Here is a 15,109-nt window from a genome sequence, read left to right on the forward strand (position 1 = left end):
TATCAGAACTATCAGTATTTAATACCAATATGCAAAGCAACGATACCCCCAGTCATCCTATGGGTATCAACTTCATCAAAACCAACCGACAGCATCAACTCTTTCAGCGCTTGTGCATCCGGGTGCATACGAATAGACTCCGCTAAATAACGGTAACTTTCAGCATCTTGGGCGATTTTCTCACCCAACCAGGGTAAAACCTTAAATGAGTAGGCGTCATAGACCGGCTTTAGAAAAGCATCGGGTTGAGAGAACTCGAGGACTAAGACTCGCCCTCCTGGCTTAATCACCCTCAGCATTTCTCCCAAAGCAACATCTTTGTGCGTCATATTACGCAGGCCAAAAGCAACCGTTACAACATCAAAATGGTTTCCTGGAAAGGGGATTTTTTCTGCGTCGAATTGAACACAGGGCAGAGCAAGGCCTTGATCTAACTGACGATCGCGGCCTACTCCCAGCATGGATGCATTAATGTCACTTAGCCACACTTGTGCATCATGATTCTGCCCCCAACCCGCTGCGCGGGCAAATGCCCCCGCGAGATCTCCGGTTCCACCGGCGATATCCAAAACCTTTTGGCCGGGACGAACTTGGGCACGAGCGATCGTCACTTTTTTCCACAAGCGATGTAGGCCGAATGACATAAAGTCATTCATCACATCATATTTACTTGCTACCGAGTGAAAAACCTCTGCGACCTTTCCCGCTTTTTCTGCCTCATCGACACTCTGATATCCAAAATGCGTTTTGCTCATCAGTGGGTACCGCAGGACTTTCCGCCGGCTACATTCATCGGTGCATCTCGATCAACGCCAGCGGCAGCTAGTTTATCTAAATGCTCTTTCCATATGGAGTCATAATGCTCACAGAGAAACTGTAGATAGTCCCAAGAATACAAACCAGAGTCGTGTCCATCAGAAAAGGAAGGTTTGATGGCATAGTGACCAACTGGCTCAATATTGGCGATCAATACCTCTCGCTTACCCGTTTGTAAAGTCTCTTGCCCAGGGCCATGTCCTTGGACTTCAGCAGAAGGAGATACCACTCTCAGAAATTCAAATGGCAAACGAAATACATGGCCATCCTGATAAGTCAACTCTAAAACCTTGGAGTGCTGGTGTACCACGATATTTGTTGGAATCATTAAACCAATACCCTTTCAATGCCACCTTGATTGGCTTTAGCAACATAGTCTTGCATCCAATCTGGGCCTAATAATTTCTGAGCCATCTCGACTACGATGTAATCTGCGGTAGTTCCGCTATCAGCATCAAAACGGCTGAGACCCTGCAAACACGATGGGCAACTAGTCAGAACCTTCACTTCACCCGTGAAATTACCTTCACGCAAAGCATCGGCACCCTTCTCCATTTCAATCTCTTTACGGAAGCGTATTTGTGTTGAGATATCAGGACGAGTCACTGCTAAGGTTCCCGACTCACCACAGCAACGTTCATTCTTCTCTATGGCCTTGCCGTCTTCTTGCTGTATCAACTCATTGACCGTCTTCATCGGATCTTGCAACTTCATCGGAGAATGGCATGGGTCGTGATACATATATTTAACCCCAGTCACATTTGTTAGCTTCACGCCTTTTTCCAGCAGGTATTCATGAATATCAATAATGCGACATCCAGGGAAAATCTGATCAAACTGATAGCCCGCTAATTGGTCATAGCAAGTTCCACAAGAAACTACTACCGTCTTGATATCCAAGTAATTTAAGGTATTCGCCACGCGATGAAAAAGAACCCGATTGTCGGTAATCATTTTTTCAGCTTTATCGAAATCACCATTACCGCGCTGAGGATATCCGCAGCACAGATAGCCCGGAGGCAATACTGTTTGGACACCGACCTCCCATAACATTGCTTGCGTTGCCAATCCCACCTGCGAAAACAAACGCTCGGAGCCACAGCCCGGGAAATAAAATACTGCCTCAGTATCTGCCGTCGTTGTTTTGGGATCCCGAATAATTGGCACGTAGTTTGCATCTTCAATATCAAGCAAGGCTCTAGCAGTTTTCTTAGGCAAATTTCCAGGCATTTTCTTGTTAATGAAGAAGATCACCTGTTCTTTTATCGCAGGCTTACCAACAGTAGCCGGTGGATGAGCCGTTTGCTTACGGGCAAACTTGCGCAATACGTCATTACCCAAGCGTTGCGCTTTGTAACCCCAGCCAATCATGACTTTACGGGCCAAGTTAATCGTATCTGGGTTAGTCGCATTCAAAAAGAACATGGATGCTGCCGTGCCGGGATTGAATTTTTGCTGCCCCATTTTGCGCAATAAATTACGCATATTCATCGACACTTCACCAAAGTCAATATTCACTGGGCAAGGCGTCAAACACTTATGACAAACTGTGCAATGTGCTGCAACGTCATCAAACATTTCCCAGTGCCGAATCGAAATGCCGCGGCGGGTTTGCTCTTCATATAAGAAGGCTTCAATCAGCAACGAAGTAGCTAAAATTTTGTCACGTGGACTGTAGAGTAAGTTAGCGCGTGGTACATGCGTTGCGCAAACTGGTTTGCACTTACCGCAACGCAAACAGTCTTTGATGCTGTCAGCAATCGCGCCAATGTCACTCTGCTGCATGATGATGGACTCATGACCCATTAAACCAAAGCTGGGGGTATAAGCCATACTTAGATCAGCATGAGGCATCAACTTGCCTTTATTAAATCGACCCTCGGGATCCACGCGATTTTTGTAACTACGGAAATCTTTTAACTCTTCTTCCGTCAAGTACTCCAACTTCGTAATACCAATTCCATGCTCTCCTGAAATCACGCCATCTAAAGAGCGCGCTAGCTTCATAATGCGATCAACAGAGCGATGTGCGTCTTGCAACATCTCATAATCATCTGAGTTCACTGGAATATTGGTGTGAACGTTGCCATCACCTGCATGCATATGCAGCGCCACAAAAACCCGCTTGCGTAAAATCTTCTTGTGAATCGCTTCCAGCTCACTCAAAATCGGTTCAAATGCTAAGCCGCCAAAAATGATTCTGAGCTCTGCGCGAACCTCTGATTTCCAGGAAGAACGCAGACTGTAATTTTGCAAATCCGGAAAATAGGTATCCATCTGAGTTAACCACTCAGACCATCGCGCCCGCACATTGGCAATCAATTCAAGCGCCTGCTGTACGCGATCGCCTAAGATTTCTGCGGTCGAGATGTCGTCATCTTCCTCAGTCGACTTACCCAGCGGTAATGGACTCTTATTGAGGAAAGATTCAAGACCATCTAAAACTTGTAGTTTATTTTTTAAAGACAGTTCAATATTGATGCGCTCAATACCATCGGTGTACTCACCCATGCGAGGCAAGGGAATCACCACATCTTCATTAATTTTGAAGGCATTGGTGTGACGAGCAATCGCTGCGGTACGGGCACGGTCTAACCAAAACTTTTTACGTGCCTCAGCACTGACCGCTACAAAACCCTCACCCACACGAAGATTAGCCATGCGGACTACTTCACTTGTTGCTGCAGCTACTGCCTCTTCGTTATCGCCAGCAATATCCCCAATTAAAACCATTTTTGGCATGTTGTTGCGCTTGGACTTCGTTGAGTAACCCACCGCTCGTAAGTACCGATCGTCTAAGTGCTCTAAGCCAGCCAATATTGGTCCGCCATCCTTGGTTAAACCATCGAGGTAAGCCTTAATTTCAACAATGCTAGGAATCGCTTCTCGGGCTTGTCCAAAAAACTCCAAACAAACAGTGCGCATGTACTTTGGCATGCGATGCAAGATCCAAGTAGCACTGGTAATAAGGCCATCGCAGCCCTCTTTTTGAACGCCTGGTAAGCCAGATAAAAACTTATCGGTAACGTCTTTACCCAAACCCTCTTTACGAAATTTCTTCCCCGCAACTTCTAGTATTTCTGTTTTGAGCACACGTGCACCCGGCTCGCTTAAGCCATCAGACCAGGTTAACTGAAAGCGCACCTGATCCACTATATGAATTTTTCCCAAATTGTGGTCAAGACGCTCAACGTCTAACCAGTTACCTTCTGGGTCTACCATCCGCCAACTAGCTAAGTTATCTAATGCAGTACCCCAAAGAACTGCTTTTTTACCGCCTGCATTCATGGCAATATTGCCACCGATGCAACTAGCATCAGCTGACGTAGGATCCACTGCAAATACCAATCCGACACGATCTGCTGCGTCTGCGACACGACGAGTCACTACACCTGCACCCGTAAAAATGGTTGAGACCTCGTGATCTACACCTGGCAAGCGCTTACTTTTAACGCCATCGATTTGCTCAAGCTTTTCAGTATTAATGACTGCTGACAATGCATAAAGCGGAATAGCACCACCGGTATAACCAGTGCCACCACCACGGGGAACAATGGTCAATCCCAACTCAATACAGGCCTTCACTAAACCAGGAATTTCTGATTCGTAATCCGGCTTTAGTACCACCAACGGAAACTCCACACGCCAATCTGTTGCATCTGTAACGTGTGCCGCACGCGATACGCCATCAAAGCAAATATTGTCAGTCGCGGTATGCCGACCCAGCAGCTTAAGAGCGCGCTTACGAATTTCACCAACCTCTTTAAAGCCTTGCTCAAAACGATCTACAGCGCCATTAGCAGCTTCTAATAAAACCCGTACTTGTTCAGCTGACTCTCCGCTAGATCGCTTCTTTACTTCACCAAGGCGATGCCAGAGAGCATCAATGAGTAATTGACGGCGATTCGCGTTATCCAATAAATCATCTTGAAGAAACGGATTGCGTTGAACTACCCAAATATCACCCAAAACTTCGAATAGCATCCGAGCCGAGCGTCCTGTACGACGAACTCCACGTAGATCATTCAGTACACGCCAAGATTCCTCACCCAGAAGGCGAATCACGATCTCACGATCGGAAAATGAGGTGTAGTTGTAGGGAATTTCGCGGAGGCGGGGGGTGGCCGCATCAGCATTTAATAGTTGGGTCAAACCTAAGGGTGCGTTCATAGCTTCATAACTGATAAATATGCATTTTAATTGATGAAGTTCATATTGGCAGGAAACCCAGAAAGTTGTCGCCAAAAGGGATAAACCCTTTCAAATTGAAGGGCTTAGGCCTCATTCATGGTACGCTCATCGGATGGCAACGAACTATTTAAAGAAAATTTTATCGGCCCGTGTCTACGATGTGGCCAGAGAAACAGAGCTCCAGCTAGCGCCCGAACTGACCAAGCGCTTAGGTAACCAGATTTTGCTCAAAAGAGAGGATAACCAGCCGGTTTTCTCTTTCAAACTGCGTGGCGCCTATAACAAAATGGTGAATTTGCCCCCTGAGGCCTTAAAACGTGGAGTAATCGCCGCTTCAGCCGGCAACCATGCCCAAGGGGTAGCCTTAGCAGCTGCCAAAATGAAGTGCAAGGCTGTGATCGTGATGCCGCTAACTACTCCCAGCCTCAAAGTGGATGCTGTGAAGGCTAGGGGAGGCTCTTGGGTTGAAGTCATCCTACACGGGGAATCCTACAGTGATGCCTTTCAATATTCCGAGCTTTTGGAGAAAAAGCGGGGGCTGACCTTTGTTCACCCTTTTGACGACCCTGATGTAATCGCTGGCCAAGGCACGATTGCCCTGGAGATTTTTGCGCAACATCCAGCTCCGATAGATGCCATTTTTGTAGCTATTGGCGGCGGCGGCTTAATTGCCGGCATTGGTGAATATGTCAAAGCTGTGAGCCCAAAAACAAAAGTCATTGGTGTTCAATCTGTTGATTCAGATGCCATGAGAAGATCACTTGAAGCCAATAAGCGCATTGAAATGAAAGATGTTGGTCTGTTTTCCGACGGTACTGCGGTTAAGCTGGTTGGTAAAGAAACGTTTCGTATTTGCAAGCGCGTAGTTGATGACATCATTACGGTAGATACCGATGAAATCTGCGCGGCGATCAATGATGTCTTCACTGACACTCGCAGTATTTTGGAGCCTGCTGGTGCTCTAGCCATTGCTGGCATGAAAAAATACGTTGAAAAACATCGTCTTAGAAAGAAAACCTTAGTTGCCGTTGCCTGTGGCGCCAACATGAATTTTAGTCGCCTGCGTTTTGTTGCTGAGCGTGCGGATGTAGGTGAAAGCCGTGAAGCTGTTTTTGCTGTCACCATTCCAGAAGAACGCGGCTCCTTTAAGCGTTTTTGTGAATTGTTGGGCAATCGTAACGTGACGGAATTTAACTATCGCATCGCCGATCAAAGTGAAGCCCATATTTTTATTGGTATTGCTACACAAAAAGCGACTGATAGCACCGCGATAGCAAAACATTTTCGTAAAGCGAAATTTTCCACCATTGATTTAACGCATGATGAGTTAGCCAAATCCCACCTACGCCACATGGTCGGAGGCCGATCAGCCCTTGCTCAAGATGAGCTGCTATACCGTTTTGAATTCCCAGAGCGCCCAGGTGCGTTAATGAGATTTCTGACCAGCATGGCACCGAACTGGAATATTAGCCTCTTTCATTACCGTAATCATGGTGCTGATTATGGTCGCATCTTGGTAGGGATCCAGGTACCCAAGAATGAGCAAAAGCAATTTCAACATTTTTTAGCTAGCTTGGGATATCCGCATTGGAATGAAACCGATAACCCCGCTTACCGTCTCTTCTTAAAATAATGTCCTATTCACTCACTGGCAAACTGGTTGTAGCGATTTCATCTCGCGCCCTCTTTGATTTTGAAGAAGAGAATCGCCTCTTCGAATCTTCTGATGACAGCGCTTATATGAAGCTGCAGCTAGATCGCCTAGGTAATGCTGCTCAAAAGGGTGTTGCCTTTCCATTAGTAAAAAAACTCTTAGCTTTTAACGAGGAGGGTGAGCAACGCGTTGAGGTTGTTATTCTTTCTCGCAATGATCCTGTAAGTGGCTTACGTGTCTTCCGCTCCGCCAAACATCATGGCCTTCACCTTGAGCGGGGAGTGTTTACTAGGGGTCGCGCGCCCTATCACTATTTGCGCTCTTTACATGCGAACTTATTTCTCTCAGCAAATGAGGATGATGTTCGCGCTACGATTGATGCCGGGTTTCCAGCTGCTCGTGTTTACCCAGAATCGAGCAAAACAGCAGAATCTCACCCGCATGAAATCCGTATTGCATTTGACGGAGATGCCGTCTTATTTTCAGATGAAGCGGAACAAGTATTTCAGAGTAAAGGCCTGCTGGCTTTTGTTGATCACGAGAGTAAGAATGCTGCAATTCCTTTACCGCCTGGCCCCTTCAAGCCATTATTAGAAGCACTACATCGCTTACAGCGCACCACTAGTGAACAAGGGATGCGTATTCGCACTGCGCTAGTAACGGCTCGCTCTGCCCCCGCACATGAACGTGCCATCCGCACCTTAATGGCCTGGGGCATTGATGTAGATGAGGCGATGTTCTTAGGCGGTCTTGCTAAGAGCGAGTTTCTCCGTGAATTTGAGCCAGACTTTTTCTTTGATGATCAAACCGGTCACTGTCAGTCTGCCGCCTCTGTAGCGCCTACAGGCCACGTTGTTTCTGGTGTGTCCAACCGCCAAAAGTCTGAAGACCCAAAGAACTAAAAAACGAAGCACTGAAAAGATTAAAGAAAATAATAGTATGACGACATTACCTTTAGGCCAGCAATCGGCTTACCCTGATCAATATGATCCCAGTGTTTTATTCCCGATTCCTAGAGCAGAGAATCGCCTGAAGCTGAGGCTCTTAGAAAATCAAACACTTCCTTTTGTTGGCGTGGACATTTGGAATGCTTTTGAATTAAGCTGGCTCAATTTAAAAGGAAAGCCCCAAATTGCCTTAGCAGAATTTCAGGTGCCAGCAGATTCGCCAAACATGATTGAATCTAAATCTTTCAAGCTCTACCTCAATAGCCTGAACAGCGTGCGTTTTGAAGATGAGAATGCCTTACGCGAAACACTGATCACGGATCTTTCTCAGGTAGCTGGTAGCAAGATTGCAACGCGCATTTTTCTCCCAGAAACAATCGCTAAAAAAGGTATGCAAGAAATGAGTGGCGTTTTAATGGATCGCCTCGATATTGAAATCGATCCTAGCTTAGCCGCTGATTCGGCATTACTAGAGGTTAATGCAGACTTTGGACCTATTGAGCAATGCCTTGTGTCTCATTTACTTAAATCAAATTGCCCAGTCACAGGCCAGCCAGATTGGGCTAGCATTCAAATTCGTTACCAAGGACGCCCCATCTTAGAAGAAGGTTTATTACGCTACCTGATCGGTTTTAGACAATTAGGTGAGTTCCATGAGCATTGCGTTGAAACCATCTTCACCGATATCAAACGTCAATGTAAGCCAGAAAAACTTTCAGTTTATGCACGCTATACCAGAAGAGGGGGTTTAGATATCAACCCTTTTCGCACAGACCACAATGCACCTTGGCCTGAAAATACACGACACGCTCGACAGTAGTCCATAAAAAAATCCCTTGTAGAAAAACTCTAGAAGGGATTTTTATTGGGCAAATACTATTTAAAACGGAATATCGTCATCCATTGCGCCCAGCGATGCGGCGTTAGAAGATGCCGGGGCAGAGTGCTCTACAGGCTTTGAGCGGGCATAACTTTCGCCGCCACCTTCACTACCACCCACTGGCTTTCCACCGAGCATCTGCATAGAGTCTGCAACAATTTCAGTGGAGTATTTTTCTTGACCACTAGCATCAGTCCATTTACGTGTTCGTAAGCGTCCCTCTACGTAAACCTGTGAACCTTTTTTGAGATACTGACCAGCAATCTCAGCAAGCTTGCCAAAGAACGCAACGCGGTGCCATTCTGTGGTTTCTTTCATCTCGCTAGTTTGCTTATCTTTGTAACGATCAGAGGTCGCCACTGAAATGTTGGTAACAGCGTCGCCACTTGGCATATAACGCGTTTCTGGATCACGTCCAACGTTACCTACGATGATGACTTTATTTACCGAAGCCATGTTGTCTCCCGAAGAAAAATGATGCTATTAATGAATGAAGCTACGATGATGTCGTTGAAATATCTACCGCCCTAGCAGGCAGTTCACGCATCGACCAAGCAATTATAAGCCAGCATAAAAGTAGTGCTGCGCCCATGGCAAAGACCGATAAATCTCCCTGGCTATCCATCAACCAACCCCCTGCTACAGCCCCTGTAAAGAGCCCAATCGATTGGGTAGTGTTGTAAACCCCTAGAGCAGTTCCTTTGGATTCTTTAGCAAAACGTGAAACCAGGCTAGGCTGCAACGCCTCTAGTAGATTAAATCCGACAAAATAAATCAATAAAGCGGTGGCGATGGACATGACCGAATCAGCCCCAATAAAAGCGCACTCAGCAATAAACAGTAAAACAATTGCCAACAGCATTACTTTGCGTAATTGTTGCTTTTTCTCACCAAAAATGATGAATGGGGCCATTAAGAAAAAGGATAGTAAAACCACTGGAAGATACACCTGCCAATGCGATACCAGCGGAAGCCCTGCCTGAACTAACAAACGGGGTACTACCAGAAACATGGCTACTTGAGTGGCATGCAAAACGAATACACCTGCATTGAGTCGCATCAGTTCAGGACGCAAAAATACCGTCCTTAGGCTTGCCTGCTCAATTTGAGCTGTAGGCTTAGAACTAGGTAAGACATAGTAGGTAACTAGCATTGCCCCAACACCTAACGATGCTAGTATGGCAAAAATACCACTCAAACCAATCACGCGGTAGATCGGCGCTGCGATCACCAGCGATAAAGCAAATGAGAGGGCAATGCTGCCACCAACCAGCGCCATAGCACGGGTGCGCACCTGCTCCCGCGTAAGGTCGGCCACCCAAGCAGAAATAGCTGCAGAAACTGCCCCGGCACCCATGATTCCTCTGCCAATCGCAATCCAGAGTAAATCGTCCTTTGCGGCGCAAATAAGGGCACCAGCAACAAATAAAGATAAGCCCCACAGGACCACTGGCTTACGCCCAATGCGATCCGAAAGCCTGCCTAGGGGAATGTAAAAGCACGCTTGAACAATGTTAAAGATCCCCAGAGCCAGCCCTACCCAGAGCGCATGATCGCCCCCAGGCAAGCCGCGAGCATGAATGCTAAATACTGGTAACAGCAAAAATAAGCCCAACATACGCAGGCCGAAGATGCCCGCTAAGGCCAAAGTAGAGCGAAGTTCAGAAGGATTCATAAGAAAGGACTATATTAGCAAGTTACGCTAAAAAATCATGAATAACGAAATTAAGATCCGCGGTGCACGCACGCACAACCTCAAAAATATCAACTTAGATATTCCTAGAGAAAAACTGGTTGTCCTCACTGGGCTCTCTGGTTCAGGTAAAAGCTCACTGGCTTTTGATACTCTTTATGCGGAGGGCCAGCGCCGCTATGTAGAGTCTTTGTCTGCTTATGCCCGCCAGTTCTTACAATTAATGGAAAAGCCAGACGTTGATACGATTGAGGGCCTTTCTCCTGCGATCTCCATTGAGCAAAAAGCAACTAGTCATAATCCACGCTCCACCGTGGGCACCGTTACCGAAATTCATGACTATTTACGGCTTCTGTTTGCCCGTGCCGGCACTCCACATTGCCCTGAACATGATCTCCCTTTAGAGGCGCAAAGCGTTTCTCAAATGGTCGATACCGTACTATCGATGCCCGAAGATACCAAGCTGATGATTTTGGCTCCGGTAGTAGCGGAGCGTAAAGGGGAGTTTGTAGACCTATTTCAGGACTTGCAAGCTCAAGGCTTTGTTCGCTTTCGGGTGCGCTCTGGCGGCGGCACAACGAATACCGCCAAAGCTGAAATCTTTGAAGTAGACCAACTTCCCGAACTCAAAAAGAACGAGAAGCATTCTATTGAAGTAGTGGTTGATCGAATTAAAGTACGTCCCGATATTCAGCAACGCTTGGCCGAGTCTTTTGAAACAGCCCTTCGTCTGGCTGAGGGCAAGGCCATGATTGTTAATATGGATACTGGCAAAGAGATGATTTTCTCCAGCAAGTTTGCTTGCCCGGTCTGCTCTTACTCCTTGCAAGAGCTAGAGCCACGTCTCTTCTCATTTAATAATCCGATGGGGGCCTGCCCATCATGTGACGGCTTAGGTCACCAGTCTTTCTTTGATCCCAAACGAATTGTTGCTCATCCTGACTTATCACTGGCATCGGGTGCCATTAAAGGTTGGGACCGCCGTAATCAGTTTTACTTCAAGCTTTTGCAGACGCTTGCCAAGCATGGTGGCTTTGACGTTGAAAAACCATTCGAGACGCTTAATAAGAAACAACAAGATCTGATTTTGCTGGGCTCGGGTGACATCACTATTCCATTTGAGTATATTAACGAGCGTGGTAAAAATAGCGTTCGTGAGCATGCGTTTGAAGGTATTGTTGCGAACTTTGAACGTCGCTATCGAGAGACTGACTCTGCCACCGTACGCGAAGAATTAGCTCGCTACCAAAATGTACAAACCTGCCCGGCGTGCAACGGTAGTCGTTTGCGCAAAGAGGCGCGTTTTGTGAAGGTAGGCGAAGGTAAGCAGTCCCGCGCCATTTTTGAAATTAGCGCTCTACCTCTAAAAGAAGCAAAAGAATATTTTGAAGTGCTAGCCTTAAAAGGCGCTAAACGAGAAATCGCTGACAAGATCGTCATTGAGATTAGCTCACGCTTACGATTTTTAAATGATGTGGGTTTAGACTATCTCTCCTTAGAGCGAAGTGCCGACACCCTGTCAGGTGGAGAGGCGCAACGTATTCGTCTGGCATCCCAGATTGGCTCTGGCCTTACTGGAGTCATGTACGTATTAGATGAGCCATCCATTGGCTTACATCAACGTGATAACGATCGTCTCATCGGCACACTAAAGCACCTGCGCGACTTAGGTAACAGCGTTCTGGTTGTCGAGCATGATGAAGATATGATTCGTGCATCAGACTATGTGATTGACATTGGTCCTGGTGCCGGCGTCCATGGTGGCGAGGTAGTAGCCCAAGGTACGCCAGCCGAGGTAGAGGCAAATCCAAAATCATTAACAGGCGCCTACCTATCTGGACGTGAGTGGATTGCTGTTCCCGAAAAACGAATCCCTGTAAATGATCGCTTCTTAGAAATTATCGGGGCCCGCGGCAATAATTTGCAATCGGTCCACGCACAAATTCCAGTTGGTTTATTGACTTGCGTTACTGGTGTTTCAGGATCCGGTAAATCTACTCTCATTAATGACACCCTGCATCATGCAGTTGCACATCATATTTATGGCTCTAATGCAGAGCCTGCGGCACACGATGCTATCAAAGGCCTAGAGCATTTCGATAAAGTGATTAGCGTAGATCAATCGCCAATTGGTCGGACACCCCGCTCTAACCCAGCCACTTACACGGGTTTATTTACCCCCATTCGCGAACTCTTTTGCGGCGTACCCGCATCTCGTGAGCGCGGCTATGAAGCAGGACGCTTCTCCTTTAATGTCAAAGGGGGTCGTTGCGATGCCTGCGAAGGTGATGGCGTGATTAAGGTAGAGATGCACTTCTTGCCCGACGTCTATGTACCTTGTGACGTCTGTCATGGAAAACGTTACAACCGAGAAACTTTGGATATTCGCTATAAAGGAAAGAATATTCATGAAGTGCTATCGATGACTATCGAACAAGCCCATGATTTCTTTGAGGCAGTACCGATTGTTAAACGCAAACTCAAAACACTTTTGGATGTTGGTCTTGGCTATGTCAAATTAGGTCAAAGCGCCACTACCCTATCGGGCGGAGAGGCACAACGGGTCAAACTTTCGTTGGAACTTTCTAAGCGTGATACCGGCAGAACTTTGTACATTTTGGATGAACCAACAACAGGTCTACATTTTCATGACATTCAGCTACTACTGACGGTTTTGCAAACACTGAAAAAGCAAGGTAATACGATTGTGATTATTGAGCACAACCTAGATGTGATTAAGACTGCTGACTGGATTATTGACTTAGGCCCTAAAGGCGGTGCCGGTGGTGGACAAATTATTGCTACCGGAACACCCGAAGAAGTCGCTAAAAACAAGGCCAGCTTTACGGGTCATTATTTAGCGCCGCTACTCGTTCGAAAGACACCAGCAGTAGCCGTTAAAAAGAAAAAGTAACTACAGCAATTGCTGTAGTTTGCTTATCAGAGCAATTTAGATTCGGCTAAGTCAGTCGCTTCTGAATTGCCTGACAGCACCAAAATGTCATTAGCCTGCAAACGCAATTGGGGACTCAGTTCTAATTTGACATAATCAGAGCCGCCTAACTTTCTTCTAACGGCCTGCACGCTAACACCCTCATTTTCTAGATGTAATTCATCAAGGGTTTTACCAATACTGACAGATTCAGGTAATAAGGTAACGGAATGTAAGCGCCAAGATTCGTTAGACCCAAAATCATCATCAGCAGCACCCCGGAAATAACCTCGCAACAAACTATAGCGGGCCTCCCTGGCAGTAGTAATGCGCCGCACTACCTTTCGCATTGGCACGCCCATCATTAGCAGTACGTGAGAGGCCATCATTAGGCTACCCTCAATCAATTCAGGAACAACTTCAGTGGCACCCGCTGCCTGAAGCTTTGCTAAATCTGCGTCATCTTTAGTGCGCACTAAAATGGTCATACCCGGACGCAAACGCTCTACTTGATGCAACACTTTTAGTGTCGCTGGTGTATCAGCATAGGTGATCACAACAGCCTTTGCTCTTGAAAGCCCCGCCGCAACTAAATAGTTTTCTCTGCTGGCATCGCCATAAACAACGTTATCGCCTGCGGCAGCAGCTTCTTTGACCCGCTCAGGATCCATATCTAAAGCAAGGTAAGGAATCTTTTCCTGATCAAGCATCCGTGCCAGACCTTGTCCCGAACGACCAAACCCACAAATCACGACATGATTTTCAGTTCGGACACTCTTAGCGGCAACGCGAGTTAATGCGAGTGATTGCAATAACCACTCGCTCGAAGAGAAGCGCATTGCAATGCGATCGCTGTATTGAATTAAGAAAGGAGCGCCAAACATTGAAAGCAGCATGGCAGCCAACACAGCCTGGCTTAACGCAGGATCAATTAAATCTAGACCATCTATTTGCGTTAACAATACAAAACCAAATTCACCTGCCTGCGCTAGACATAAACCGGTTCGAATAGAAATACCTGGGCTTGCGCCAAAGGCACGTGCCAATAAAGCAATTAATCCAAACTTAAAGAATAGAGGGCCAATTAGCAGGAGCAAGACGAGAGGCCACTGCTGATGAATCACCCTAAAATCTAACAACATCCCCACCGTAATAAAGAAAAGACCCAAGAGAACATCTCTGAAGGGCTTGACATCCTCCTCAACCTGGTGACGGTAAGGTGTTTCCGAAATTAACATTCCGGCTAAAAAGGCGCCCAACGCTAAAGACAAACCAAAGTGCTCTGTTAGCGCAGCCATACCCAGCACGATCAGCAAGAGATTGAGCATAAATAGCTCTTGAGAGCGTAATTTGGTCACCAAACCAAACCAGCGACTCATCAGGCTTTGGCCAATAACAAAAATGAGGGTAAGGGCAACGGTAATTTTGATAGATGCCGTAGTCAGAGCAATAACCAGATCCTCAGGATTCTTACCCAAGGAGGGTAGCAAAATCAGCAGAAAAACAACCGCTAAATCCTGGAACAGCAAAATACCAATGATGTTGCGACCATGCTCTGTTTCTATTTCAGAGCGATCAGAAATCAACTTAGTCACGATAGCTGTTGAGGACATTGCTAAAGCACCCCCAAGAGCAAGGGCTGCCTGCCAAGAGATGGGGTACGCCCAGTTCAGTAGCAGGCTAGCGGGAACCGCCAATAACATCGTCAAAATAACCTGGCTGCCCCCCAAACCGAATACGATTGAGCGCATAGCCCTTAATTTATGAAGATTAAATTCCAGGCCGATCGAAAACATCAAAAAAACGACACCAAACTCCGCTAAATACTTCACAGTCGCCGAATCATTGGCTAAATTTAGGGTGTGAGGACCAATTAAGACGCCAATAGCTAAATAGCCCAAAATAGGCGGAAGCCCAAAATAGCGGAAAATAACCACCCCAGCCACTGCGGAGGCTAATAAGATGAGCGTTAATTGAAGGACTGACGGCATATACT

Annotated in this window: 10 protein-coding genes; 4 read left to right on the forward strand and 6 right to left on the reverse strand. The window is 46.6% G+C overall.

The features are described 5' to 3' along the window. Positions 1 to 11: 11 nt before the first annotated feature. Genes ubiE through QUD86_RS08410 form a run of 3 tightly spaced genes read right to left on the reverse strand, consistent with a single transcriptional unit; the run spans position 12 to position 4,986 of the window. Positions 12 to 755, reverse strand: a complete 744-nt coding sequence (ubiE, locus tag QUD86_RS08400) for a bifunctional demethylmenaquinone methyltransferase/2-methoxy-6-polyprenyl-1,4-benzoquinol methylase UbiE (protein ID WP_286296625.1) — start codon at positions 753 to 755, stop codon at positions 12 to 14. Next, a complete protein-coding gene (locus QUD86_RS08405) occupies positions 755 to 1,144 on the reverse strand; it encodes a gamma-butyrobetaine hydroxylase family protein (RefSeq protein WP_286296626.1) in 390 nt (129 codons plus the stop codon). The genes ubiE and QUD86_RS08405 overlap by 1 nt, the downstream gene beginning before the upstream one ends. Then, positions 1,144 to 4,986 (reverse strand): DUF3683 domain-containing protein, encoded by a 3,843-nt coding sequence (locus QUD86_RS08410; protein WP_286296627.1) that lies wholly within the window; start codon positions 4,984 to 4,986, stop codon positions 1,144 to 1,146. Before QUD86_RS08410 ends, QUD86_RS08405 begins: the two co-directional genes overlap by 1 nt. A gap of 133 nt (positions 4,987 to 5,119) precedes the next feature. Here QUD86_RS08410 and ilvA point away from each other — a divergent pair, with 133 nt between their 5' ends. From ilvA to queF, 3 genes are read left to right on the forward strand one after another with little or no spacing between them, the layout of a single operon-like run. Continuing rightward, positions 5,120 to 6,640 carry a threonine ammonia-lyase, biosynthetic gene (gene ilvA / locus QUD86_RS08415; protein WP_286296628.1) on the forward strand — a complete coding sequence of 507 codons (1,521 nt, stop codon included), beginning with the start codon at positions 5,120 to 5,122 and terminating at the stop codon, positions 6,638 to 6,640. Then, a complete protein-coding gene (locus QUD86_RS08420) occupies positions 6,640 to 7,563 on the forward strand; it encodes a 5'-nucleotidase (RefSeq protein ID WP_286296629.1) in 924 nt (307 codons plus the stop codon). The genes ilvA and QUD86_RS08420 overlap by 1 nt, the downstream gene beginning before the upstream one ends. A gap of 37 nt (positions 7,564 to 7,600) precedes the next feature. After that, complete coding sequence (gene queF / locus QUD86_RS08425) at positions 7,601 to 8,428, forward strand: NADPH-dependent 7-cyano-7-deazaguanine reductase QueF (RefSeq protein WP_286296630.1); 828 nt, start codon at positions 7,601 to 7,603, stop codon at positions 8,426 to 8,428. 60 nt (positions 8,429 to 8,488) lie between these two features. Here queF and ssb read toward each other — a convergent pair whose 3' ends face one another. Further along, positions 8,489 to 8,944: a single-stranded DNA-binding protein gene (gene ssb, locus QUD86_RS08430; protein WP_286296631.1), complete on the reverse strand. Its 456-nt coding sequence runs from the start codon at positions 8,942 to 8,944 to the stop codon at positions 8,489 to 8,491. A 40-nt stretch (positions 8,945 to 8,984) separates the two neighbouring features. Next, positions 8,985 to 10,163, reverse strand: coding sequence for an MFS transporter (locus QUD86_RS08435; protein ID WP_286296632.1), 1,179 nt, complete (start codon positions 10,161 to 10,163; stop codon positions 8,985 to 8,987). A 37-nt stretch (positions 10,164 to 10,200) separates the two neighbouring features. On the opposite strand from QUD86_RS08435, the gene uvrA reads away from it, so the two are divergent. Then, positions 10,201 to 13,095 (forward strand): excinuclease ABC subunit UvrA, encoded by a 2,895-nt coding sequence (uvrA, locus tag QUD86_RS08440; RefSeq protein ID WP_286296634.1) that lies wholly within the window; start codon positions 10,201 to 10,203, stop codon positions 13,093 to 13,095. Between the two features lie 26 nt (positions 13,096 to 13,121). On the opposite strand, the gene QUD86_RS08445 is transcribed toward uvrA, so the two are convergent. Further along, positions 13,122 to 15,104 (reverse strand): monovalent cation:proton antiporter family protein, encoded by a 1,983-nt coding sequence (locus QUD86_RS08445; RefSeq protein ID WP_286296637.1) that lies wholly within the window; start codon positions 15,102 to 15,104, stop codon positions 13,122 to 13,124. Positions 15,105 to 15,109: the final 5 nt, after the last annotated feature.

The organism is Polynucleobacter sp. TUM22923, assembly GCF_030295705.1.
Lineage (GTDB): Bacteria > Pseudomonadota > Gammaproteobacteria > Burkholderiales > Burkholderiaceae > Polynucleobacter.

Bases quoted from the DNA above. Each gene is read 5' to 3' on its own strand.
- QUD86_RS08435 (WP_286296632.1), bottom strand. From the start codon at position 10,163: ATGAATCCTTCTGAACTTCGCTCTACTTTGGCCTTAGCGGGCATCTTC.
- ubiE (WP_286296625.1), bottom strand. From the start codon at position 755: ATGAGCAAAACGCATTTTGGATATCAGAGTGTCGATGAGGCAGAAAAA.
- uvrA (WP_286296634.1), top strand. From the start codon at position 10,201: ATGAATAACGAAATTAAGATCCGCGGTGCACGCACGCACAACCTCAAA.
- QUD86_RS08445 (WP_286296637.1), bottom strand. From the start codon at position 15,104: ATGCCGTCAGTCCTTCAATTAACGCTCATCTTATTAGCCTCCGCAGTG.
- ssb (WP_286296631.1), bottom strand. From the start codon at position 8,944: ATGGCTTCGGTAAATAAAGTCATCATCGTAGGTAACGTTGGACGTGAT.
- QUD86_RS08410 (WP_286296627.1), bottom strand. From the start codon at position 4,986: ATGAACGCACCCTTAGGTTTGACCCAACTATTAAATGCTGATGCGGCC.
- queF (WP_286296630.1), top strand. From the start codon at position 7,601: ATGACGACATTACCTTTAGGCCAGCAATCGGCTTACCCTGATCAATAT.
- ilvA (WP_286296628.1), top strand. From the start codon at position 5,120: ATGGCAACGAACTATTTAAAGAAAATTTTATCGGCCCGTGTCTACGAT.
- QUD86_RS08420 (WP_286296629.1), top strand. From the start codon at position 6,640: ATGTCCTATTCACTCACTGGCAAACTGGTTGTAGCGATTTCATCTCGC.
- QUD86_RS08405 (WP_286296626.1), bottom strand. From the start codon at position 1,144: ATGATTCCAACAAATATCGTGGTACACCAGCACTCCAAGGTTTTAGAG.